This is a genomic window from candidate division WOR-3 bacterium (assembly GCA_039802005.1).
GTDB lineage: Bacteria > Hydrothermota > Tepidihabitantia > SM23-42 > JAOAFX01 > JAOAFX01.
This window is the reverse complement of sequence record JBDRVV010000006.1, coordinates 1-22,496: the sequence shown is the minus strand read 5'-3', so window position 1 is coordinate 22,496 and position 22,496 is coordinate 1. Positions and strand designations below refer to the sequence as shown.

23 protein-coding genes are annotated in these 22,496 nt (G+C 36.6%); 5 read left to right on the top strand and 18 right to left on the bottom strand.

The genetic code is table 11. The features are described 5' to 3' along the window. Positions 1-11 precede the first annotated feature (11 nt). Genes ABIL69_03280 through aroF form a run of 5 tightly spaced genes read right to left on the bottom strand, consistent with a single transcriptional unit; the run spans position 12 to position 5,096 of the window. Positions 12-596: an aminodeoxychorismate/anthranilate synthase component II gene (locus ABIL69_03280; protein MEO0123009.1), complete on the bottom strand. Its 585-nt coding sequence runs from the start codon at positions 594-596 to the stop codon at positions 12-14. Then, positions 593-1,975, bottom strand: a complete 1,383-nt coding sequence (gene trpE, locus ABIL69_03275) for an anthranilate synthase component I (protein ID MEO0123008.1) — start codon at positions 1,973-1,975, stop codon at positions 593-595. The genes ABIL69_03280 and trpE overlap by 4 nt, the downstream gene beginning before the upstream one ends. Further along, entirely contained in the window at positions 1,935-3,248 is a 1,314-nt protein-coding gene (gene aroA, locus ABIL69_03270; protein MEO0123007.1) for a 3-phosphoshikimate 1-carboxyvinyltransferase, read from the bottom strand. The genes trpE and aroA overlap by 41 nt, the downstream gene beginning before the upstream one ends. Then, positions 3,229-4,083 carry a prephenate dehydratase domain-containing protein gene (locus ABIL69_03265; GenBank protein ID MEO0123006.1) on the bottom strand — a complete coding sequence of 285 codons (855 nt, stop codon included), beginning with the start codon at positions 4,081-4,083 and terminating at the stop codon, positions 3,229-3,231. Before ABIL69_03265 ends, aroA begins: the two co-directional genes overlap by 20 nt. Further along, a complete protein-coding gene (gene aroF / locus ABIL69_03260; protein MEO0123005.1) occupies positions 4,080-5,096 on the bottom strand; it encodes a 3-deoxy-7-phosphoheptulonate synthase in 1,017 nt (338 codons plus the stop codon). Before aroF ends, ABIL69_03265 begins: the two co-directional genes overlap by 4 nt. A gap of 342 nt (positions 5,097-5,438) precedes the next feature. Between aroF and ABIL69_03255 the strand changes: the two genes are divergently transcribed. From ABIL69_03255 to ABIL69_03240, 4 genes are read left to right on the top strand one after another with little or no spacing between them, the layout of a single operon-like run. Then, a complete protein-coding gene (locus ABIL69_03255) occupies positions 5,439-5,642 on the top strand; it encodes a 4Fe-4S binding protein (GenBank protein MEO0123004.1) in 204 nt (67 codons plus the stop codon). Between the two features lie 52 nt (positions 5,643-5,694). Beyond that, a complete protein-coding gene (locus ABIL69_03250) occupies positions 5,695-6,837 on the top strand; it encodes a 2-oxoacid:acceptor oxidoreductase subunit alpha (protein ID MEO0123003.1) in 1,143 nt (380 codons plus the stop codon). Then, entirely contained in the window at positions 6,824-7,642 is an 819-nt protein-coding gene (locus ABIL69_03245; protein ID MEO0123002.1) for a 2-oxoacid:ferredoxin oxidoreductase subunit beta, read from the top strand. Before ABIL69_03250 ends, ABIL69_03245 begins: the two co-directional genes overlap by 14 nt. A 27-nt stretch (positions 7,643-7,669) precedes the next feature. Beyond that, the gene (locus tag ABIL69_03240) at positions 7,670-8,215 is read left to right on the top strand and encodes a 2-oxoacid:acceptor oxidoreductase family protein (protein MEO0123001.1); all 546 of its coding nucleotides are present in this window, start codon (positions 7,670-7,672) and stop codon (positions 8,213-8,215) included. A gap of 74 nt (positions 8,216-8,289) precedes the next feature. Here the strand turns inward: ABIL69_03240 and ABIL69_03235 are convergent, their stop codons facing one another. The 12 genes from ABIL69_03235 to ABIL69_03180 form a co-directional block, all read right to left on the bottom strand. Next, entirely contained in the window at positions 8,290-8,835 is a 546-nt protein-coding gene (locus ABIL69_03235) for a hypothetical protein (protein ID MEO0123000.1), read from the bottom strand. 118 nt (positions 8,836-8,953) lie between these two features. Then, the gene (locus ABIL69_03230) at positions 8,954-10,744 is read right to left on the bottom strand and encodes a sigma 54-interacting transcriptional regulator (GenBank protein MEO0122999.1); all 1,791 of its coding nucleotides are present in this window, start codon (positions 10,742-10,744) and stop codon (positions 8,954-8,956) included. Positions 10,745-11,012: 268 nt separating this feature from the next. Beyond that, positions 11,013-11,576, bottom strand: a complete 564-nt coding sequence (locus ABIL69_03225) for a V-type ATP synthase subunit E (GenBank protein ID MEO0122998.1) — start codon at positions 11,574-11,576, stop codon at positions 11,013-11,015. Positions 11,577-11,578: 2 nt separating this feature from the next. Further along, positions 11,579-12,058, bottom strand: coding sequence for a V-type ATP synthase subunit K (locus ABIL69_03220; protein ID MEO0122997.1), 480 nt, complete (start codon positions 12,056-12,058; stop codon positions 11,579-11,581). 186 nt (positions 12,059-12,244) lie between these two features. Beyond that, positions 12,245-14,278 carry a V-type ATPase 116kDa subunit family protein gene (locus tag ABIL69_03215; protein MEO0122996.1) on the bottom strand — a complete coding sequence of 678 codons (2,034 nt, stop codon included), beginning with the start codon at positions 14,276-14,278 and terminating at the stop codon, positions 12,245-12,247. Continuing rightward, positions 14,260-14,580, bottom strand: coding sequence for a hypothetical protein (locus ABIL69_03210; protein MEO0122995.1), 321 nt, complete (start codon positions 14,578-14,580; stop codon positions 14,260-14,262). The genes ABIL69_03215 and ABIL69_03210 overlap by 19 nt, the downstream gene beginning before the upstream one ends. Before the next feature lie 5 nt (positions 14,581-14,585). Then, a complete protein-coding gene (locus tag ABIL69_03205) occupies positions 14,586-15,206 on the bottom strand; it encodes a V-type ATP synthase subunit D (protein ID MEO0122994.1) in 621 nt (206 codons plus the stop codon). Between the two features lie 120 nt (positions 15,207-15,326). Then, the gene (locus ABIL69_03200) at positions 15,327-16,706 is read right to left on the bottom strand and encodes a V-type ATP synthase subunit B (GenBank protein MEO0122993.1); all 1,380 of its coding nucleotides are present in this window, start codon (positions 16,704-16,706) and stop codon (positions 15,327-15,329) included. Further along, a complete protein-coding gene (locus tag ABIL69_03195) occupies positions 16,703-18,475 on the bottom strand; it encodes a V-type ATP synthase subunit A (protein MEO0122992.1) in 1,773 nt (590 codons plus the stop codon). Before ABIL69_03195 ends, ABIL69_03200 begins: the two co-directional genes overlap by 4 nt. Further along, a complete protein-coding gene (locus ABIL69_03190) occupies positions 18,472-18,792 on the bottom strand; it encodes a V-type ATP synthase subunit F (protein ID MEO0122991.1) in 321 nt (106 codons plus the stop codon). The genes ABIL69_03195 and ABIL69_03190 overlap by 4 nt, the downstream gene beginning before the upstream one ends. After that, on the bottom strand, positions 18,782-19,696 hold the full coding sequence (locus tag ABIL69_03185) for a V-type ATPase subunit (protein MEO0122990.1): 915 nt from the start codon (positions 19,694-19,696) through the stop codon (positions 18,782-18,784). The genes ABIL69_03190 and ABIL69_03185 overlap by 11 nt, the downstream gene beginning before the upstream one ends. A 102-nt stretch (positions 19,697-19,798) precedes the next feature. Further along, positions 19,799-21,010, bottom strand: a complete 1,212-nt coding sequence (locus ABIL69_03180; protein MEO0122989.1) for an L-serine ammonia-lyase — start codon at positions 21,008-21,010, stop codon at positions 19,799-19,801. Between the two features lie 775 nt (positions 21,011-21,785). Between ABIL69_03180 and ABIL69_03175 the strand changes: the two genes are divergently transcribed. After that, entirely contained in the window at positions 21,786-22,169 is a 384-nt protein-coding gene (locus ABIL69_03175; protein ID MEO0122988.1) for a hypothetical protein, read from the top strand. On the opposite strand, the gene ABIL69_03170 is transcribed toward ABIL69_03175, so the two are convergent. Continuing rightward, the coding region (locus ABIL69_03170; GenBank protein MEO0122987.1) for a DPP IV N-terminal domain-containing protein at positions 22,112-22,496 on the bottom strand (385 nt) is incomplete at its 5' end. The two genes, ABIL69_03175 and ABIL69_03170, sit on opposite strands and share 58 nt — an antisense overlap.

The following is a 22,496-nucleotide window of genomic DNA, read 5'->3' as shown; positions in this document are numbered from 1 at the left end:
TCCTCCTTTTATTATGATTTATAATTATTTCTGTAATTAATCAAGAAATTTTTTAAAATTCTTTTTCCCTTTTCTGTTAAGATTGATTCAGGATGGAATTGTACACCTTCAACACTATAATTTTTGTGTTTTATTCCCATTACTAAACCATCAATTGTCCAGGCAGTTATTTCAAGACAATCAGGAAGGGATTCTTTGTCCACAATTAATGAATGATATCGGGTTGCATAAAATGGATTTTTTATCTTCTGAAAGATTGTTTTTCGGTTGTGAAAGATTAAAGATACCTTTCCATGAACAACATTGTTTGCCCTCGTGATTTTTCCTCCAAATACTTCAGCAATAGCCTGGTGCCCAAGACAAACACCAAAGATCGGAATTTTCCCTGCAAAATATTCAATTATACGGCAGGTCATTCCAGCCTCTTTGGGTGTTTTTGGACCGGGTGAGATAAAAATATAATTTGGTTTCATTCTTTTTATCTTTTTTATTGTCACCTCATCATTCCGAAAAACAGATAATTCTGCACCCATTGCTCCTAAATACTGGGCAAGATTATAGACGAATGAATCATAATTGTCAATCAAAATTATCATATCATCTCCAATGCTGATTTCAATGCTGCTGTTTTATTTATTGTCTCCAGATATTCTTTTTCAGGAATTGAATCGGCGACAATTCCTGCGCCGCCTTGGATATAAGCAATATGTTCTTTAATAATAATCGTTCTAATTGCGATGCAAAAATCCATATTTCCACTAAAATCAAAATAGCCAATTGCACCTGCATATAATCCTCTTTTAACCGGTTCTAATTCATCAATTATTTCCATTGCCCTGATTTTTGGTGCGCCCGAGACTGTGCCGGCAGGGAAAGATGAAATAAAAAGATCAATCATATCACAATCATTCCGCAATCTGCCAGTTACATTTGATACAATATGCATTACCTTTGAATACTTTTCTATTTTTAGTAATGCAGTCGGCTTAACAGTTCCGTATTCACAAACTTTACCTAAATCATTCCTTGCCAGATCAACGAGCATTATGTGCTCGGCAATTTCTTTATCCTCTTTTAGCAATTCCTTTTCCAGTTTTTTATCTTCTTTACTATCTCTACCCCGTGGTTTTGTTCCGGCAAGAGGCCTTGATATAGCGGTTCTATTTTTTAATTTTATAAGTATCTCCGGCGAAGAACCCAAAACCGTTATATCATTGAGTTTGAGATAATACATATAGGGCGAAGGATTGGTAATTCTCAATACACGATATATAGCAAAAGGCGAGGAGGATATCTTTGTTTTAAATCTTTGCGAAAGCACGACTTGAAATATATCTCCAGCAAAGATATAATCCTTCGCTCTTTTTACTATATTATGAAATTCCTGGGGAGTAAAATTTGAATTGTATTTTATTTTTCTGCTGGGTTTCATAATGATATCTTTCAACATTGGTTTAGAACGGAGAATTTCTTTAATGAATTTTAGACGGGTGCTATCTCTGTAATACATAATTATTCGCGCAATTTTGTATTTATGGTCAAATATAATGAATTCCTGAGGAAAGATAAAAAATAAATCGGGCATATTTATTTCATCAGGGTTTTTATCAGGAATCTTTTCAATATATCTTATTGAATCGTATGAAACATAACCTACTGCGCCCCCGGTAAGGGGGGCAAAATATGTCATTTTTTTATTGAGTTTTAACAAATCCCGCAGACATAGAAATGGATTTCCATAGTTTGTTTTTCTGCTATCAGAAGCCATTAAATTTATTACACCATTTTTTGCCTTAAAAATAATTTTTGGTATTCCACCAAGAAAAGAATATCTTCCAGTAGTTCCACCGAGTTCAAGCGATTCATACAAAAATGCATAAGAATCCTGTCCATAGAGAAGAGAAAATGCCTCCAAGGGCGATATATTGAATTTTTCAATATAGGCATTTATCATCAAGTTGAATAAATTCCTCACCACAGACCTCCTTTAAGATATTTACAAAATCGGGAAACGATATATTTATACAATCGATGTCCTTGATTATTGTGCTACCTTTTGCAATCAATCCCGCAATTGTAAGTGCCATAGCAATCCTATGGTCTTTATAACTATCACATACAGTCCCTTGCAACTTTGTTGGTCCATTTATTATCAATCCGTCTTCTATCTCTTTTATATCTGCACCAAATTTTTTCAATTCACCCGCAATTGCCTTTATGCGGTCAGTCTCTTTGATACGCAGTTCTTTTGCATCTTTTATTATTGACCTGCCCTCTAACTGGGTTGCCAGAACCGCCAGCACGGGAATTTCATCAATCAATTTGGGAACCATTGCATCTGCAATAATAAATGGTTTCAGGTTCTGCCTTTTTACAACTATATCGGCAACTGGCTCATTACAAAAATTCTTTTGATTTTCTATATCAATTTTTGCTCCAGAAATTTTAAGTACCTCCATTAAACCACTGCGCATGGGATTTATTCCTGTGTCCTTGAGCACAAGTTTATCCGCAGAAAGAATGCCCAGTATCAAAAAGAATGCAGCAGATGATATGTCATTTGGAATTAATATGGTTTTCCCGAAGAATACTTTCGTCGGGGGCACTACAATATTATTGTTCACTTTGATAAATTTTATTCCAAAAAACTCAAATAATCTTTCAGTATGATCCCTTGATGGAATTGGCTCATGTATGATTGTATTAGGTTTTGCATATAAGCCCGCAAGCATCAATGAAGATTTCACCTGGGCACTGGCAACCGGCATTGTATATTCTATCCCCTTTAATTCATTGCCCACTATACTCAGCGGGGCAAAATTCCCTTTCCTGCTTTCAATCCTTGCGCCCATAAATTTTAAAGGTTCAATTACCCTTCCCATAGGTCTTTTCCTCAATGAATCATCACCGGTGAGGACAGAATAAAACTTTTGTGCCGATAACAATCCTGCAAGAAGACGCATTGTTGTACCGGAATTTTCACAATCAAGAATATTTTCGGGTTCTTTGAGACCATTCAACCCTTTGCCCTCAATTGAAATCTTTCTTTTACTTAAATTTATTGCTACGCCCAATGACTTAAGGCAATTTAATGTTGAAATACAATCTTTGCCCGACGAATAATTAATTATCTCGGTTCTTCCTCTGGCAATTGACCCAAGAATCAGACTCCGATGGGTTATTGATTTATCTCCGCCGACCGATATTTTCCCTGAAATACTCTCACAACTATGGACAACGAGATTCATCATTGCCCTCCTTTATTACTGGATAACTACCTAAAAACTTGAAGTAAATTGAGATGTCCTGCAATACTTCAATTGCCTTTTTAATTTTTTCGTCTTCAATACTTCCTTTAAGATCGATATAAAAGATATACTCCCACGGCTTTCCAATTATTGGTCTTGATTCAAGTTTCATAAGGTCAATATTGCGCAGGGCAAATATACTCAAACACCGAAACAGAATTCCTGGTTCATTTTTGACACCAAAGACAAGTGAAGATTTTGCATCTATTCCTGGATAAATCTTTTTTTGTTTTGAAAGAATCAGAAATCTTGTGAAATTCATTGAATTATCTTCTATATGCTGTTTTATTGCTTTCAATCCATAGATAAAACCGACCTGTGGACCGGCGATTATACCTATATCCTTTCTACTTTCTTTTACCACAATTTCTGCGGCACCGGCAGAATCAAAAAATGATACAGTTTTGTAAAGGGAATTTTTTGAGATAAATTCTCTACATTGCTCAAGTACTGCAGGGTGGGACCAGATTTCCTTTATATCTTCTTCAGAACCGAGTCCAAAAAGATTATAAGTTATCTTTAGTTCAACTTCGGCTATAATCCAGATATCATTAGATAGAAGCAAATCATAGTTTCTGTGTATACTACCCATAAGGGAATTTTCAATGGGCAATATTGCGTATGCCTCAGGGTCATCGTTTAAAGCAAGGGTTAAATCTTCAAATCGTGGTAAGCCAAGGCTTTCTAATCTGTCGCCAAAATAGGTTTTCGCTGCAAGTTCACTGTATGCACCTTTCGTTCCCTGAAAATATACTCTTATTCTATTTTTATTCATAACGTCCTCCCGATTACCGAAGTAATCTTTTTAACCTCTTCCATAAGTTCTTTGAATACTTCAAGTTTTAATGACTGCTTTCCATCAGAAAGGGCATTTGCCGGATCAGGGTGAACCTCAACAATAATTCCATCAGCTCCCGCAGCAATACCTGCACGGGCAAGGGCATTTACATATCTCCAATCACCAGATGAATGGCTGGGATCAACAATTATTGGGAGATGAGAAAAGCGTTTTATCACGGGGACAGCAGATATATCAAGGGTGTTTCGTGTATATGTTTCAAAGGTTCTGATTCCTCTTTCGCATAATATGACATTTTGATTTCCTTCAGAAAGTATGTATTCTGCTGCCATGAGCCATTCTTCAATCGTTGCAGACATTCCCCTTTTTAATAAAACTGGTTTATTAAATCTGCCAACAGTTTTAAGCAATGGGAAATTTTGCATATTTCTCGCTCCGATTTGTAGTATATCGGCATATTTATACACCAGCGGAACATCAATTTCAGAGAGAACTTCTGTTACAATGTATAAACCGGTCTTTTCCCTTGCCTTTGCGAGTATCTCAAGTCCTTTCTCACCAAGTCCGTGAAAGCTGTATGGCGAACTGCGTGGTTTATATGCACCACCTCTTAAAAATTGTGCGCCTGCTTCTTTGATAGCAATAGCAATTTCAATCATCATATCTTCTGATTCTACTGCACACGGACCAGCAATCACCGCGATTGACTTGTCTCCGATCTTTTTCCCATTTATTGAAATAACAGTATCTTCAGGATGGAATTCCCTGCTGGCGAGTTTATAAGGACTCAAAATTGGAATTAAATTCTCAACACCGGCGAGTGACTCAACTGCCTTGGCAAGTTTTTCTCTGTCGGTAACCCCGATGACATGGATAACGGTTTTCTTCTCACCGCGAAAGAGTTTTGTCTCATAACCTAACTCATCAATTTTTTTCCTGACCCTTTCAATATCTTCAGCCTGTGCCTGGACAGACATTGTAATAATCATAATATTACCTCCTTTTCTTATTTTTACTTTTAAAATTGTATTGAAATGATGGAATTATTTACTTAGATTAGTGGCACTTCCGGGACCAAAAAGGTTTTTTTGACCCTTATTGGGCCCGGAAGCGCCAATACCAGTAGTGATTAAATTGGAAGGTGCGTGTTGTGTGGTAAAGAGAATAGTTATCCGACTCCACCGTTATCTGATGGTCGGTATTATATGAGATATAAAAAAATCTCTTAACCACGGGCAAAGTATATTCAAAAAATATTCTTTGTCAATATATATTTTGTAAGTAGATCGGGTGCTTGACTTTATTTCTAAATTGATTATAATTATTTTTAAATGACAACTTCTACACGAAAATTTGAGATTAAAATAAATGAATCATGGTGTAAAGGCTGTGAAATTTGTGTTGCCTTTTGCCCAAAACAGGTTTTGATTATGGAAAAGGCAAAGGCAAAGGTCGCCAATTTAGAAGCCTGCACCGGTTGTCAGCTATGCGAGATTTATTGTCCGGACTTTGCTATAGAAGTAGAGAAAGTATGAAGGATAGAAGCATATCAGGTCATCAGACTATCAGGTTATCAGGGTTGATATAATGGCACAATTAAACAATAGATCTATAAAGATAATGACCGGCAATGAAGCCTGCGCCGAGGCTGCGATAGTTGCCGGAATGAGATTTTTCGCTGGTTATCCAATCACCCCATCTTCCGAAATTGCTGAAGTTTTATCCAAAAGGTTACCGGAAGTTGGAGGGGTTTTTATTCAAATGGAAGATGAAATTGCATCTATGGGAGCAATAATTGGTGCTTCATTATCAGGATTGAAATCAATGACTGCAACAAGCGGTCCGGGATTTTCTTTGATGCAGGAGAATATTGGTTATGCATCAATGGCAGAGGTTCCGGTCGTTGTAGTTAATGTTCAACGCGGTGGACCAAGCACTGGATTACCAACATTACCTTCTCAGGCAGATGTTATGCAGGCAAGATGGGGCACCCATGGGGATCATCCAGTGATTGCGGTATCGCCATCAACGGTCCAGGATACCTATGAATGGACTGTAAAGGCATTCAATTTTTCAGAAAAATACCGTGTACCGGTAATTATTTTGATGGACGAAATTGTAGGACATTTGAATGAAAAGATAGTAATCCCTGATGCTAATGAAATTGAGATTATCAATAGACCCATCACCACAGATCCACCGGAAAAGTATATTCCTTATAAATTAACTGAAAATGATATTCCACCCATTGCCCATTATGGAACCGGTTATAGATTCAATGTTACTGGGTTAAGCCACGATGAAACAGGATTTCCAACAAACGACCCAAAAAAGATTGATGCATTATACAGACGTATCAACCGCAAAATAGAAAGATATAAAAATGAAATAATTTTTTATAAAACAGAACTACTTGATGATGCAGAAATATGTCTGGTTTCCTATGGCTCAAGTGCGCGTTCAGCAAAAAGGGCAATGCGCGAAGCCAGGGCTTCGGGAATAAAAGTAGGATTATTCCAGATATATGTGCTCTGGCCCTTTCCCTGTGAGGCATTGAGAGAAATATCAAACAGAATTAAAAAATTCATAGTACCAGAGATGAATTTAGGACAGATAGCCCACGAAGTTGAATGTGCCACAAGGACCGAGTGTATAAAGGTAAATCGGGTTGATGGGAGTCCAATAACCCCTCAAGAAATTCTGGAGAAGATAAAATATGTTTCCGTATAAAAAATATTTAAGATTAGATAAATTTCCTCATATCTGGTGCACGGGTTGTGGTTGTGGCATAATAATGAAAGCAATGTTGAGGGCAATTGAGCGTGCAAAAATTCAGAAAGATGATGTAGCAATAGTATCTGGAATTGGATGTTCTTCCAGAACCCCGGGTTATCTTGATTTTAATACATTGCATACCCATCATGGCAGGGCAATTGCATTTGCTACAGGAGTCAAACTTGCAAAACCCAAATTGAAGGTTATTGTCGTCACTGGAGATGGGGATGCTACTGCAATTGGTGGAAACCATTTTATCCATGCCGCAAGAAGAAATCTTGATATGACTGTGATACTTTATAATAATCATATTTATGGAATGACCGGAGGGCAGGTTTCGCCAACCACACCATTTGGGAAAAGGGCAAGTACTGCTCCCTATGGAAGCACCGAGCCTGATTTTGATATTTCAATTCTTGCCATTGCTGCTGGTGCTTCCTTTGTTGCACGTTCTACCTGCTATCACGCTACACAATTAGATAAATTGATTGAAAAGGCATTATTAAAAAAGGGTTTTTCTTTGATTGAAGTTCTCGCACAATGTCCTACTTATTATGGAAGGCCGAATCGTTTAGGGAATGCAGTTGATATGTTAAGATACTATAAAGAAAATAGCATTCCTGTAGAGACTGCAAAAAAATTGAGTGAAGAGGAGAAAAAAGGAAAGATCACGATAGGTGTTTTGCATGATATTGAAAGACCTGAATTTTGCGAGGAATATCAGAAGTTATTAGATCGAGTTCAAATTAAACATAGCTGATATGTTTTTTAACTAAAAAGGAGTTATATGCCTTTTAGATATGAATTTAGATTGAGTGGTTCAGGTGGTCAGGGGTTAATCCTTGCCGGAAAGATTCTCGCTGAAGCAGCAGCAATCTATGATGGAAAGAACGCAACACAGAGCCAATCTTATGGTCCTGAGGCGAGGGGTGGTTCAAGCAGGTCAGAAGTTATCATCAGCGATGAAGATATTGATTACCCAAAGGCGGTGAATATCGATTTCCTTCTTGCCTTAACCCAGGAGGCTTGTGATAAATATAGTAAAGATGTGAAAGAGAACGGCGTTATACTTGTTGATTCAGGATTTGTAAATAGAATCCCTGAAGGTAAATTTAAAGTTTTTTCAGCCCCCATTACAGAAATTGCTGAAAAAGAGACCGGCAAGACATTGGTTGCAAATATTGTTGCCTTGGGTATGATCACTGAGTTAACAGGCGTTGTATCCAAGGAATCAATGGAGTCCGCAATCCTTTCTCGTGTTCCAAAAGGAACAGAAGAACTCAATATTAAGGCATTCCGCGCCGGCATATCTGCGGCACAGAAAATTAAATAAACTTTTACGCATTATAATTATTTTTGTAGAAAAAACAAAGCAGATACATATTTTCAACAAATAACAAAAATATACTATTTTAATTGCCTCAACTTTTCAACAAAATTGGTGAACTGGTTATCGTTAAATGCATCATCGGTGATTCTTATGCGCGGACCGAAAAATAAGGTAATCCATGGAGTTATGTGTACTACCTTGCCCCCAATGAGAATTATATTAATCACCCTTCTTCCTAATTTACTGAAAAAATTGATCTCTGTTATTTGACTTTTCTCTACCCTGAATAATTTTCTATCTTTGCCCTTGTAAAAGTTTATTCCATTTGCATCAATTTCAATAACTCTTATTCCCTTTTTTTGCCAGATTAAGTAGTCAATAACCATATATAGAACAATTATAAAAATTCCAACAATGAAAAGAATAATGGAATATGATTTACGAATAGATAGTAAAATGTATAATAATAAAATTCCAAAAATAATTCCACCAAAATTTGTATACATCATATATTTTGCTTTTGCTTCTATTCTAAAAATTATATCTTCTTTTGCTGTCCCTTTTTGATCACAATCAGTTATTCCTTTTATTCCCTCTTTTTCTGAAAGATAATTATTTTCCATTTGCACTCCTATTTTCTATCATAATGCCGATTATAATCAGTTCTTTTCAAAAAGCAACATTTTTCAGCAGGTGGAAAAATGTTGAAAAATATTAAAAATTGAAATCTTGCATTTGAATCTATATATTGTTATTCACTTTTATCATCTTCAAATATCTATAGACCTGACGTTCAGATAAGCCAAGTTCTAAACAAGTCTTTTTAATATTTCTGCCATTGGCTATAAAAACTTCATAAATCAGATTCGCCTTATATCGTTGAACCTTTTGCTCAATTGAAAGTGGCTCAACAATTTCTAATCCTAAATCCTCCACATCAATATACTCTTTTCTGCAGGTCAAGAAAGCCTGTTCTAAAATTTTCTCAAGCTGACGTACATTGCCAGGATAATCAAATTCCATTAAAGCCTTTTTTGCCTGTTCAGTTAGTCCAGAAACAAAACCTTTATATCTCTCGCGTATTTTTAATAGTAAATGTTCAATTAAAACCGGTATTTCTTTACGGCGCTCACGGAGTGGCGGAATTTCAATCTTAGGTGAATGTATCCGATAGTATAAATCTTCTCTAAATTTACCTCTTTCTATAAGCTCTTCAAGGTTACGATTTGTAGCAAAAATAAATCTAATGTTCACAATACGTCCTTCGTTAGTGCCCAATGGAATAACTTTTTTATCTTCAAGAACACGCAAAAGTTTAGCCTGAACATTGGGTGGCAGTTCAGCAATCTCATCGAAGAAAAGTGTTCCGTTGTTTGCATATTCAATTTTCCCTATCTTGTCATAACGGGCATCAGTAAATGCGCCTCTCTTATATCCGAACAATTCAGACTCAAAAAGATTTTCCGGTATTGCTGCACAGTTAACCACTACAAATTTTTCCTTTGCCCTGGGGCTTGCGTTGTGAATTGCTGAAGCAAGGAGGTCTTTTCCGGTTCCACTTTCCCCGATGATTAGAAGATTGGTATCCTGTAATGCTATATTCTTAGCACTCAATTTGATTTCTTCTAATCCGATAATATCATCGAAAGTATAAGGAGCCCGCGGAGTGAAATCACCTTCTTCTATCATTTCTTCAGATACGGGCTCAAAGATAAATATATATTTATCATCATATTCCCTTCGTAATACATAATACTTTGAGGAGGTTTTATTAGATTTAAATACTTCATTTATAACTGATTTTTTAGTTATGATTTCAATATCAAAATTAGTTGTAATATTATCTTTGTTGCTACACCTTAGCACTTTTTTCGCACGTTCGCTAAGCCAGATTATATTACCTTTATAATCTGTAATCACAAAAATTAAATTGAGTAATTTTGATAAGTCAGCAAAAAATTTTAATTCCGATGACCTCTGGTAATCTTTTTGAATTACTCCAGCAAGGAGTTTTACCAGTGTAAAGGTATGGGGATGTCCCTTCTTTTCCGGATGCACTATTACAATTGTTCCCAAAAAGATTTCATTATGAATAATTGGCGCACAAAAACAGGCACCGGACTGAAAGATTTTTAAATAATACTCTTTACCTTCCACATAAACCGGCCTTAAATGTTTTATGGCAAGTGCTACTGCATTTGTTCCCGCATCCTCTTCGCGAAGTGACCCTCCTTCTCCAAGTCCCATCTTACGCCTGCTCTGTAGAATAGATTCTGGACCGATCGCTTTTAGTATATAGCCTTCTTTATCGGTTAATACAACTATTGAGCCGCATAACTTAAATGTTTCGCTACAAAGTTTCATATACGGAAGCGCTGATTTTATAAAAGACTCATTGATTGTCTGTCGGTGAATAAGTTCAGAGCGGGTCAATGATTTTGTAATACGCTGCTTATTGGGATCCAATCCCAATTTTTTGCAACGCGCTTTGGATTCAGCAATCCATTTCTTTCTTTCTGATATTTCAGACATATATAGACCCGCCTTTTATTAATAATCCAATTCCATAATTTGGAAAGAAAATCTCCCCAATAATTTGTAAAAAAAAGGTACAAGGCGCCGTATTCAAGTGTATTTTATAACTCTTAAGGTAGGGGCCTTATACCTTATGGTTATTATATTCAGGAATTGGAGATTGTCAATACAAAAATATCAACTCTAATTCTTAATAAAAATACACATTGCTACATTTATGTATAATGGTGGTTTCGCACAAAATGAAGATTTTCAATAACTTGATTTACACGAAACCAAGAGAGCGGGCAATCATAATTTTCAGTTCTTCTTTCATTATTTCAGCAATCACATCAATCGAACCAAGAAATGTGACTTTTCCTTTTTTGATAATGACTCCACCAGACATTTTATCATCATTTTTTATTATAAAATTATAGCCTTCCTGTTTTATGAATTTTTCGATCTGGGATTGATATTTTTGTTTATCCGCGCTGGACAAATACAATTCTCCTTCTTTGACATCGCTGTTTTTTATCAAATCTTTTAGAAAATTAAAATACTTCTTATGCTCGGGCAATTTTTTTATCGCTGAATTAAGAACATCATCTATATACTCCTGCATCTCTCCTGCGAGTTTTTTATTATATTCAAGCCTTGCCTGAGCGATTGCCTTCATCACTTCTTCTTTCTTCTTTTTTTCAATTTCTTCGTTCAATTTCTTCTCTGCTTCTAAAATCTTTTCTTCATATTCCCGCTTTAACCTTGAAATTTCTTTCTCGTATCTCTCGGTGATTGCCTCAGCCTCTTTCTTTGCTTCTTCCAAGATCTTTTCAATTACATTCTGCATAATTATAATTTCATTCCCATCAGACTCAATATTGTAACAATCAATCCTAATACTGCGTAGATTTCAACTAAGATTCCATAAATTACTGCCTTTGCTGATTCCTGAGGTCTTTTTGCAACCATTTCAACACCTGCGGTGCATACCTTTCCCTGCCAGATTGCTGAAACGAGTCCTGCCAGTGCTATAGGCATACAGGCAAAGAATAGTTGTAAACCCTGCCATAGCGATATTGCGGGAACTGTGCCACCGAGTAAGCCAATCTTGGTCATTAATAAGAATGCACCGAGAAATCCATAGAACCCCTGTGTTCCTGGTAATGCAACAAGAATCAACAACTGCCCGAATTTATCAGGGTCTTCACTCAAAACCCCATTTGCTGCCTGGGCAGTATATCCAATTCCAATGGCTGAACCGATGCCTGCCAGAATTGCGGCAAGGGCACCACCAGCAATGGCGATTGCCATACCTAATGGATCAGTCATAATACCTCCTTATTAAAAAAGTTAGTAATTAATGGTTTTTGGGCTTGGATGCTGGTATAGTCAATAGTTATTGGTTTATAGTAAAACAAACTTTTTAGAATGTTATTAAAAATACCAACAGCGATATATAACAAAAACGCGCAAATCAAATGCCAAAATGCCAAAATACCTAAATTCCTCAATTTATTATTTAATCTCCACATATCTTGTCTCCATTCCGAATGGTCTGAACATTTTGCCGCCGCCCGCATAAAATCTGCCAAAAAATTCTATATAATGAAGACGCATTGTATGTATGAAACCACCCAGTGCATTTATCACAATATTGAAACTATGTCCGATAATCAATACTACAATGGCTAAAACTATGCCGATAACTGGAACTTTTAATACCATCCAGGCAATCATATTAACAGTAACTGCTATTCCACCCGTAACCATTCCTAAAGCCATTAATCTAATATACGAAAGAATATTGCTTACAAAAGATGTTATGCCGTAGAGTGTATATAATCCCCAGGCAATACGAATCAGAACCTTTTTCCCATATTTTATACGAATGATATTTATGACAAATAATCCGAGACAGATATATTTAAAAAACCCAGGGAAAACCTTCATTAGAGTTCCTAATAAAAACAATACAAGCAGTGTCCATAAAATCTGGTCCAGTAATGGTGGATTACCGGTCCGGTTTGAAAATAGTATAATACCTGTGATCGATAAAAGTATCAAAATTTTTAAAACGGGCAATTTTAAAACAGTAAAATACAATGGCAGGCATACAATTAATATCGCCCAGGTTAAATTTTCAAATATCGCCCGGGCATATTCTTTGTTACGCAGATCATCAAAAACTTCTATCAGCACTCCTAAAAGAACATGGACATATCCAATCCCAAGCGATAGATAGAAAAATGGCATCGGATTGGTCAGCGGGTCAAAGAGCATCAATTTTTTTAAATTTTTAAAAAATCCAATTCCAATTAAATCAAATAAATTTCCTGCCCAGCCACCCACCATACTACCAGTGAATATGGTAATAATACCACCTGCAAATAAAATCCATAATAAACTCTTATCCCCGGGCACCTTGCGCATAAGATATAATGAAAATAATGCAAGAAATATTCCATATATTGCATCAGTAAGACAAAGGGCAAAGAATATTGGGAAAAAAACTGCAATAAATGGTGTCGGGTCATATTCTTTCTGATCCGGCATACTATAAAGTCTAATCAACATCTCATAAGGGGTGCTCCACCAGGGATTTTCAATTGCTACGGGTGGCTTTTCATCTGGTTCTGGAGCGATCCTTTCAAATGCTACAAGTTTGAATTCTTCGGCAATCTTTTTTAGTTTCTGTAAATCTTTCTTTTTTATCCATCCAATGATATTTAATGTACTTGAAGTCTCCGGTAATGCCTGAGCAATACCGTTCTTTTTAAACTCATTATCTATCCAGTCATAAATAATCTTCAAGTTGATAATCTCCTGGGCGAGTTCCGATTCTCTCTGGTTAAGTTCAATAAGTCTTTTTTCTATTTTTTTAATTTGTTCATTGTATTCTTGTATCAAATCCGCCGGTGTTTTATCTATATCAGGAAGCTCTATAATCTCGCATCCAAGTTCAATCAATTTCCCTTTAAATTTTTGTACATCAACCTGGCGGACAAAGAATAAACCAAAAATCTTTGAGCCGAGTCTGTTTACAATTTCAAAAGAGAAAGGTATGTCTATAATTGATGATTCTATAATCTTGTACATTTCTTCAGATTTTATTTGAACCGGTATGGACTCAACTTTTTTAAAGGTTTTTAATTCACTTAATTTATATTTCAATGGTTCAAAAGGGATGAGTACTGACAATAAAGTTTTGAAACTCTGCAATTGGCTGTTTGAAATTTCTCTTTCTTTCTTTATCTGTTCAAGTTCATCAGCAGTTCTCTGGAAATCATACCTTTTTGTGAGTTGTTCAAAGTCTTTTAAACTGAGCGGGATGCGTGGGGGCACAAAATTATCAAGAACTCCTTTTTTCTGATACGACGCAATCTGGCTGATTGCCTCTTTTATTTTTTCTAATTCTGTGGGGGTATAAAATGGTGCCTCTTTTAATTCGGTTATATGTATTATTTTGAGTTTATGTAGTTTATCAATAAACTGCTCTTTTATGCTTTTATGGATAACTATCGCAATCTTTTCTAACGGGACTGTTGCCATTTCAAAATCATCTCCTGGGTTTCTTCTATTGCCTTGGTTTTAAATTTTTTGAATTTCTCTTTAAGTTCTTTGCTTAACTTTTCATATTCTTCTTCAAGCAATTTTTTTTGTTCAGCAATAATCCTTTCGGTCTCGTGTCTGCTTTCCTCCAATAATCTACTTCTCTTTTGGTCCACCCTTTCAAGTTGCTTCTGTAAATCTTCTTTAATTTTTTGTAACAAATCAGCGCCTTTTTGTTCTGTTTCTTTTTTTAGTCTCTCTGCCTCATTTTCAGCATTTTTTATTGCTTCAATTAAATCCATATAACCTACCTTTTTCCAAGTATTTCTTTTACCCTCATTAACCTTGTTAAATCAGATCTCTCAATTTCCGACAACTTTAAATTTATATATTTTATTGTCTCTTCTATCGAGGGTATTAGTATAAATTCCAGTGCGTTTACCCGGCGTCTGGTCTTCTCAATCTCTATTGCAAGGAGTTCCAGGGCTTTTTCTAATTCGGCAATTTTTAGTAATCCTTCAAGCAGCGTATCAATCTTTTTTAGTGCCAGATCAAGGTCCCCTGAGGTATTTAAGAATCCATAACTGAGCATTGTCCCGGAAATTTTCTGAATGAATTTTGGTATGCGGACATTAAAGACTCGTTCTGTAGTATATTCTATTTCAATTTTTTTATTTCCGCCAAGCAATGCTTCTTCTGTAGTATTCGGTGTCTGTTTGCTTGATGCAAAATAGAAAAAACTGTAAGCGGAATCAAGCTCTTTTTCAATTTTCAATCGTAAATCCTGAATCTGTTTAACAAGCTCCATTATCTTTCTAATTAACTCATCCTGTTTATCCTTCAATAATTTATGCCCGCGGCGGGCGATAACATTTCTTCGCTTTAACCTTAACAATTGCATTCGGGTAGGAGGAATATCTAATCTCATAATTGCGGAATCCCGAAAAAGATTTTAAACCTATAAACCGAACTCTGGCATGCTAACCAATGATTGAGTTCTTTAATCTTTAATCTCGGATTTCGGATTTCGGATTTCGGATTTGAAAATCTATTTTTCTGAATTATCATAATACTTTTTCAAGTATTCTTCTCTTACACGTTTCATTTCAGTCCTGGGCACCAGTTTTAATAGCTCCCAGCCTAAATTTAGTGTCTGTTCAATTGTGCGATTTTCGTATTCTCCCTGATTGATATATCGTTGTTCAAAGATAGTGGCAAATTTTAAATAGATTTTATCCATATCAGAAAGTGCTGCCTCACCAAGAATAATTGCCAGTTCTTGAGCTTCTTTACCCCTTGAATAGCAGGCAATCAATTGATTGAATAAATCTGAATGGTCTTCACGTGTTTTTCCCTTACCAATTCCCTTGTCTTTTAACCTTGATAATGATTGCATTACATCCACCGGCGGTAAAATCTTCTTTCTATATAATGCCCTGGAAAGAATTATCTGACCTTCAGTAATGTATCCGGTCAAATCAGGAATTGGGTGGGTTTTGTCATCCTCGGGCATTGTTAGAATTGGAATTAATGTTATTGAGCCCGTTTTTCCTTTTATTCTGCCTGAACGCTCATAGATCGTTGCTAAATCTGTATAAAGATAACCAGGATAACCCCTGCGACCAGGAATTTCTTTTCTCGCTGCTGATATTTCACGCAGTGCCTCAGCATAGTTCGTCATATCAGAGAGTATAACGAGGATATGATAACCTTTTGTAAATGCAAGATATTCCGCAACTGTAAGAACAACCCTTGGTGTTGATACACGTTCAATTGCCGGATCGTCAGTGAGATTTAAAAACATAACAACTTTTTCCAGAGCGCCGGTTGATGTGAAATTACTGATGAAAAAGTTTGCTTCTTCAAATGTGATTCCCATTGCACCAAAAACGATTGCAAACTCTTCTCCTTCTTGAAGCACGGTTGCCTGTCTGACGATCTGGGCAGCAAGTCTATTATGTGGTAATCCTGAGCCAGAGAAAATCGGAAGTTTTTGACCGCGCACAAGGGTATTGATCCCGTCTATAGCGGAAATTCCAGTCTGAATGAATTCATTTGGATAATCCCTTGCTGTAGGGTTTATCGGCGCGCCATTTATATCAAGCAATGCCTCAGGAACAATCTCTGGACCATCATCAATCGGCCTGCCTAATCCATCAAATACCCTGCCCAGCATTTTTGACGATACACCGATCTGTAGAGTCTTTGCAAGAAACCTAACACGACAATTTGCTACATCAATACCTGAAGAACCTTCAAATATCTGGACCAGGGCTTTATCTCCATCAACCTCAAGAACCCTGCCTCTTTTTTTCTCACCGGTCTGTGTGTATATCTCAACGAGCTCTTCATACTTTACGCCCTGGGTTCCTTCAACAAGTAAAAGTGGTCCACTCACATTGGCAATGCTCGTATATTCTTTAATCATTTTCCAACTCCTGCTGGTATTTTGCTTATTAATTCTTTAAAATCCTTTAAAATTTCTTCTTTTATTTTATCAATCTGATTCAAATTTTTTTCATCCATATACTTTGCCCTCGCAATCTTTTCCCGTACGGACATTTGAACAATATCATTAAACGGTACACCTTTACTTAATGCATCTTGAGCTTGATTATAGAAAAACAAACATAATTCAAGCATTTTATATTGCTTCAGCAAGGATGTATATGTATCAATTTCATGGAAGGCGTTTTGATGCAAAAAATCTTCACGAATTGAACGGGCACCCTCTAAGAGCAATCGGTCCTGAGGTGATAAGGCGTCAATTCCTATAAGACGCACAATCTCCTGCAATTCTGCCTCTTCTTCGAGGATTCTCATTGCTTCTTTTGATAGGGTTGTGAAACCAGATGCGATGGAATCAAGGTCGTCACTTACATCGTCTATATAAAGTGAATATGAATTCAACCAGCTTATCGCGGGGAAATGTCTCTGATAGGCAAGACGGTCTTCAAGGCTCCAGAATACCTTTACTACACGGAGTGTTGCCTGAACAACCGGGTCTGATAAATCTCCACCCGGTGGTGAGACTGCACCAATCACACTCAATGCACCTTCCCTTTCAGGATTACCGAGAGGTTTTACCCTGCCTGCCCGTTCATAAAAAGAACTTATCCTTGCGCCGAGATAGGCGGGATAACCTTCTTCTCCCGGCATCTCTTCCAGCCTTCCCGAAATTTCCCTCATTGCCTCTGCCCATCTTGAAGTAGAATCCGCCATCAATGCTACAGAATAACCCATATCGCGGAAATATTCCGCAATTGTAATACCAGTATAAACCGATGCCTCCCTTGCCGCAACAGGCATATTTGATGTATTGGCAACAAGAACCGTTCTTTTCATCAATGGTTCACCACTCTTTGGATCTTTTAATTCTGGGAATTCAATGAGTACATCAGTCATTTCATTTCCACGCTCACCACATCCAACATAGACTATTATTTCTGCGTCTGCCCATTTTGCCAATTGATGTTGTATGACTGTCTTACCTGAGCCAAAAGGTCCTGGACAACAGGCAGTACCACCACGCGCGATTGGAAAGAAAGTATCTATCACCCTTTGTCCGGTACTTAATATTGTTGTTGGTGCTAATCTTTTATCATAAGGTCTGGGAACACGCACGGGCCAGCGCTGTATCAGATTAAATTCTTTAATTCCTTCTTCTGTTTCTACAACATATACTACATCCGTGACTTTATACTTTCCACCTTTTATATCTTTTAATACACCTGATACACCCGGCGGAATCATAATTTTATGAATAACGAGCACACTTTCTCTCACCTGCCCGATTATATCACCGGCCGAGACTTTAATGCCAGGTTTAACCAACGGCTCAAATTCCCATAATTTTTCTCTATCAAGTGCAGGTACCTCAATACCCCTCGTAATATTTGAACCTGCTTTTTCTTTTATCAAGTTTAAAGGCCTCTGGATGCCATCATATATGTTCTCAATAAGACCCGGACCCAATTCTACATAAAGAGGCTGGTCGGTCAGGAATACCGGGTCACCGGGTCCAATACCTGAAGTATCTTCATAGACCTGAATAGATGCACGGTCACCTTCTAATCCAATTATCTCGCCAATCAATCTTTCATTGCTCACCCGGACCACATCATACATACGGGCACCGGTAACATTGCTTGCAATAACCAGTGGTCCAGAGACCTTGACAATTTCACCCTGTCTCATTTTTCCTCCAGAAAAATATCTGCACCTACGGCTTTTTTAATAATTCCTCTAAGCCTTTCAATCGCAATGCGGGTCTTTGTAGCACCAGTAGAAAATGGAATAAGACAAGGAAATGTTTCAGTTTGATATTTTCTGAGCACATCTTTTAATTCGTCTGTAAACTCTTCAGCAAATAATATCACCCGCACACCTTGATTAATTAATTCCTGGGCTTTTTTATCTACTTCACCCTTTTCAACTGCGCAGATCATTGCACCGGTTGCTAAAAAGGGCAAGATCTCCTGTTTTTTGCCGAGAATTGCCAGGTCACCAGACATCAGGGATACTCTCCTTTAATTGTGGTGAAGGAATATTGTATTGTTTTCCCATATAAACCTGGCGCAATCTTTTGATTTCACTCAATTTGAATTGATAATAACCAAACAATGGTTCCACTCCAAATGTAAAGTATCTTGTTAATTTCAAAAATGAAAGTCTCATTTCATCACAGAGTCGTTCAAGTCTTAGAAATGAACCCTGAGTTTCCAAGTAGGTACCACCCTGTTCCACGATATAACCATATATAGTATTACGAAATGCTCTAATAATCGTGCGCAGATCTTTATTTAGATTTTCTAAAAATATCTTTTTAGGAATACTACCATATTCAATATAAACCTGCTTAAATATTTCAAACGAATTTTCAAACTGTCTTGCACGGAAGAAACTGCGGATATTTTCTAAGTCAAAATAGATTTTAAAATATTCTACAAAAAACTGCGAGACCTTTGAAAATTCCCAGAGTTTTTTACAAAGGAATTTATCAAGTTCTGTTGACAGAATAAAACTATTTTTATGTTTGAGGTGTTCAGAAATTATTTCAATTATTTCGGTTGAAGATTCCAATGCTGATATATCAAGGTCATATAATAACCTGGTCTCCCCATTCTTTAATTTTACCTTTAGATTATGTATTGCCTCGGGTAAAGTTATCATTTCTTTAATTTCATAATGTAAACAATATTTATCAAAAAAGTGCCTTTCCTGTTTTTCTATATCAGTAAGCAGATCAAGAAATTCACCGGTGCCGGTATAGACCGTATCACTAAGGATTGGCCGGAAGTTATCAATTCCGGCATCAATGAGCCTATCAAAATGACTTTTTTTTAAAAATTTTGCTTCTTTCGCGCGGACAATGCCATTAACAAAGGCATATCGGGTATCTTCAGTTCCTTTAATCATATAATCTTTTAATTATATCTAAAAAACTGATTCTGTCAATCCCAACAAGACTTAAGTCTAATGGGTCAGCTCTTTTTCTATTCATCCAGAAAATTTTAAGCATTAACCTCTGGTTAATTTTTTATTCTTAAGAAGTGTTGCAAGACCCGCACCAGAAGTCTCCCGGTATTGAATTTTTAAATCCATTCCAGTTTGCTTCATTATTCTCACAACCTCATCAAAAGAGATCTTATGAGTTCCATCAGTTTGAAGTGCATATACCGCACAATCCAATGCCCTTTCCGCTGCCATTGCATTTCTTTCTATGCATGGAACCTGAACCATTCCTGCAACCGGATCACAGGTAAGACCAAGATGGTGTTCAAGCGCCATTTCAGCAGCATATTCCATTTGCTTGATACTTCCACCTAAGAGATATGTTGCACCTGCTGCGGCCATTGAGCAGGCGGTTCCGATCTCTCCCTGGCACCCAACCTCAGCACCAGAGATTGAGGCATTGTGTTTTACAAGATTGCCAAAAAGTCCGGCAATCGCAAGGGCGTTTATAATTTTTTCTTCAGAAAATTTATAATTTTCGCTTAGATATTTGAATACCGCGGGCAATACTCCGCTTGAACCACAGGTTGGTGCAGTGACTATGATTCCACCATCAGCATTTTCTTCAGCGACAGCAAGGGCATAGGAAAATACCCGGCTTATCCTTTCCATCAATCCACGACTATTACAGGACTTTATAAAAATAGATGCTGCCTTCCTTTCCAGCTTTAACGGTCCTGGAAGTATTCCTTCTGTCTTTATTCCTCTTCTAATCGCGTCCTGCATTGATTTCCAGATAGCCGATAGAAATTTTTTGATTTCTTTACCTTCGTACTTAAATACATATTCATATAAAGTAATTCCCTTCTTTGAACAAAAATCATTGATTTCCTCAAAACTTTTGTGGGGATAGATTTTTTTATATTTATTGATTGATTTAAGGTCGCGAATGGCGCCCCCACCTATTGAAAAGACAAGCCATTTAACTTTTTTACCATTCTTTTTTTTTGCCTCAAAAAGCATACCATTAGGGTGTTGAGGTAGAAATGTTTCTTTCTTAAAAATGATCGTTGTATTCTGGGGAGGCAATATCTCTTTGATTGCCTGTTCTGTGAGATGTCCCTTTCCTGTTGCAGCAAGGCTACCATAAAGTGTTACACGATAACTTAAGGCATCAGGATTTTTTTCTTTGAAAATCCTTGCGGCGGTTGAAGGTCCCATTGTATGACTGCTTGAAGGTCCTTTACCAACTCTGTATAATTCCCTTATAGACTCCATGGGCTAAAATATAAATAAAAAATCCAATATGTCAATAACGCATCAAATAAATTTCACATTCTCCTTTTTTACCATAATTTTTTCTGTACAAAATGTAATTCTCTGTATCGCCTAAACAAAGTCAGAAATTTTTTCAGCAAATAAAAATCAATATAAACAATCGCAAATATTTGTGTAAATTTTCTAACTTTTTTTAAGATTTTTGCCTGAAAAGTTGTGATTTTTACGAGACTTAATCGTAGGAAAAATAGAAAAATACTACAAATTTTATCAAAAATAGCCCTGATTTTTAATATCAAAGTGTTGAAATTTGATGGGGTTTGAGGATTTTCTGCAAAAAAGTGGCAAAAATCGGTTTTACTGACATTTTATGTCAAACCACTGACATAAAATGTCAGTGGCTAAAATGCTGAACTGTCCTGCATTTACACGATTTTGTGGATAATTTGTGGATAACTTACTGACATTAAATGTCAGTGAAAAAATTGAAAGTGTTGAAATTTCAGCACTTTTGAGCAGGCACGATTTTTGCTATATATGTATGGCAGAGGGCTAAAAAGGGCATAAAAAGGCTAAAATTAATTTTTTCGTGAAGGACAAACCTCCCCTTCACACTCCCCTCCGCCCCGCTGTTTCCTCCCGGCGGGGCGGGTTAAACAAAGGGGTTGAAGGTGAATCTTGAAAGAGAAAAGTTAAAGGCGAAAGGAGAAAAGTAATGATTGAGAAAGATACCTTTTACATTAATTTACAAAATTGAACATAAGGAGGTTAAAAAATGATTAACGATGATATTAACAATCAAAAAAATGACGAAGATGGTTATTATACAAGATTATATAGAAGTGTTTGGTGCCAGTTAAATCCTGATTATTATTTAAACTGGCGGAAGATTCATCCTGATTATTGGAAGTATTATTACAAAAAGTTAAAAACAGATAATCCTAATCATGCCGCTGAAAATTCGCGAAGGTTTAGAGAAAAACATCCGGGTTATTATCAAAATTATCGTTTAAAAAATAGAAAAAAATTAAGACGCTATTGGCGAATGTATAAAAGAAAAATTCGGGCAAAGATGCGTAAGACGAAAAAGGCACAGGAAAGTTATCTCGGGGACCAGGAAATGCCGGGCCAGACTTCAAACTCACCTTTGGTCAATTGAAACAACCCTGTCCCATCAGCATTGATCACATAAATATGCGAATGACCATCACGATCCGATATAAAGGCAACACGCTTACCATCCGGCGACCAGGTAGGTGAATAATCATCCGCAGGATGTTCAGTTAATCGGGTTAGTTTTCTACTTTCAATTTCCATTATATAAATATCCCTGTTCCGTTCCCGGACCGACTCAAAGGCAATAAACTTTCCATCCGGTGAAATTGCCGGCGCAAAATCAGGAAAGGTATCGTTGGTTAAAACCTGGAAATTAGTACCATCGATATTGACAATAGCAAGCTCCATAAATTTACTCGCAATATTCATT

What these genes read in the sequence shown, in the direction of transcription:
- ABIL69_03200 (MEO0122993.1), bottom strand. Translation starts at nt 16,706, where the DNA reads ATGATTAAAGAATATACGAGCATTGCCAATGTGAGTGGACCACTTTTA.
- ABIL69_03240 (MEO0123001.1), top strand. Translation starts at nt 7,670, where the DNA reads ATGCCTTTTAGATATGAATTTAGATTGAGTGGTTCAGGTGGTCAGGGG.
- ABIL69_03205 (MEO0122994.1), bottom strand. Translation starts at nt 15,206, where the DNA reads ATGAGATTAGATATTCCTCCTACCCGAATGCAATTGTTAAGGTTAAAG.
- ABIL69_03215 (MEO0122996.1), bottom strand. Translation starts at nt 14,278, where the DNA reads ATGGCAACAGTCCCGTTAGAAAAGATTGCGATAGTTATCCATAAAAGC.
- aroA (MEO0123007.1), bottom strand. Translation starts at nt 3,248, where the DNA reads ATGAATCTCGTTGTCCATAGTTGTGAGAGTATTTCAGGGAAAATATCG.
- ABIL69_03250 (MEO0123003.1), top strand. Translation starts at nt 5,695, where the DNA reads ATGGCACAATTAAACAATAGATCTATAAAGATAATGACCGGCAATGAA.
- ABIL69_03255 (MEO0123004.1), top strand. Translation starts at nt 5,439, where the DNA reads ATGACAACTTCTACACGAAAATTTGAGATTAAAATAAATGAATCATGG.
- ABIL69_03235 (MEO0123000.1), bottom strand. Translation starts at nt 8,835, where the DNA reads ATGGAAAATAATTATCTTTCAGAAAAAGAGGGAATAAAAGGAATAACT.
- ABIL69_03225 (MEO0122998.1), bottom strand. Translation starts at nt 11,576, where the DNA reads ATGCAGAATGTAATTGAAAAGATCTTGGAAGAAGCAAAGAAAGAGGCT.
- ABIL69_03265 (MEO0123006.1), bottom strand. Translation starts at nt 4,083, where the DNA reads ATGAATAAAAATAGAATAAGAGTATATTTTCAGGGAACGAAAGGTGCA.
- ABIL69_03280 (MEO0123009.1), bottom strand. Translation starts at nt 596, where the DNA reads ATGATAATTTTGATTGACAATTATGATTCATTCGTCTATAATCTTGCC.
- ABIL69_03245 (MEO0123002.1), top strand. Translation starts at nt 6,824, where the DNA reads ATGTTTCCGTATAAAAAATATTTAAGATTAGATAAATTTCCTCATATC.
- aroF (MEO0123005.1), bottom strand. Translation starts at nt 5,096, where the DNA reads ATGATTATTACAATGTCTGTCCAGGCACAGGCTGAAGATATTGAAAGG.
- ABIL69_03195 (MEO0122992.1), bottom strand. Translation starts at nt 18,475, where the DNA reads ATGAGACAGGGTGAAATTGTCAAGGTCTCTGGACCACTGGTTATTGCA.
- ABIL69_03175 (MEO0122988.1), top strand. Translation starts at nt 21,786, where the DNA reads ATGATTAACGATGATATTAACAATCAAAAAAATGACGAAGATGGTTAT.
- ABIL69_03220 (MEO0122997.1), bottom strand. Translation starts at nt 12,058, where the DNA reads ATGACTGATCCATTAGGTATGGCAATCGCCATTGCTGGTGGTGCCCTT.
- ABIL69_03185 (MEO0122990.1), bottom strand. Translation starts at nt 19,696, where the DNA reads ATGATTAAAGGAACTGAAGATACCCGATATGCCTTTGTTAATGGCATT.
- ABIL69_03180 (MEO0122989.1), bottom strand. Translation starts at nt 21,010, where the DNA reads ATGGAGTCTATAAGGGAATTATACAGAGTTGGTAAAGGACCTTCAAGC.
- ABIL69_03190 (MEO0122991.1), bottom strand. Translation starts at nt 18,792, where the DNA reads ATGTCTGGTGACCTGGCAATTCTCGGCAAAAAACAGGAGATCTTGCCC.
- ABIL69_03210 (MEO0122995.1), bottom strand. Translation starts at nt 14,580, where the DNA reads ATGGATTTAATTGAAGCAATAAAAAATGCTGAAAATGAGGCAGAGAGA.
- ABIL69_03230 (MEO0122999.1), bottom strand. Translation starts at nt 10,744, where the DNA reads ATGTCTGAAATATCAGAAAGAAAGAAATGGATTGCTGAATCCAAAGCG.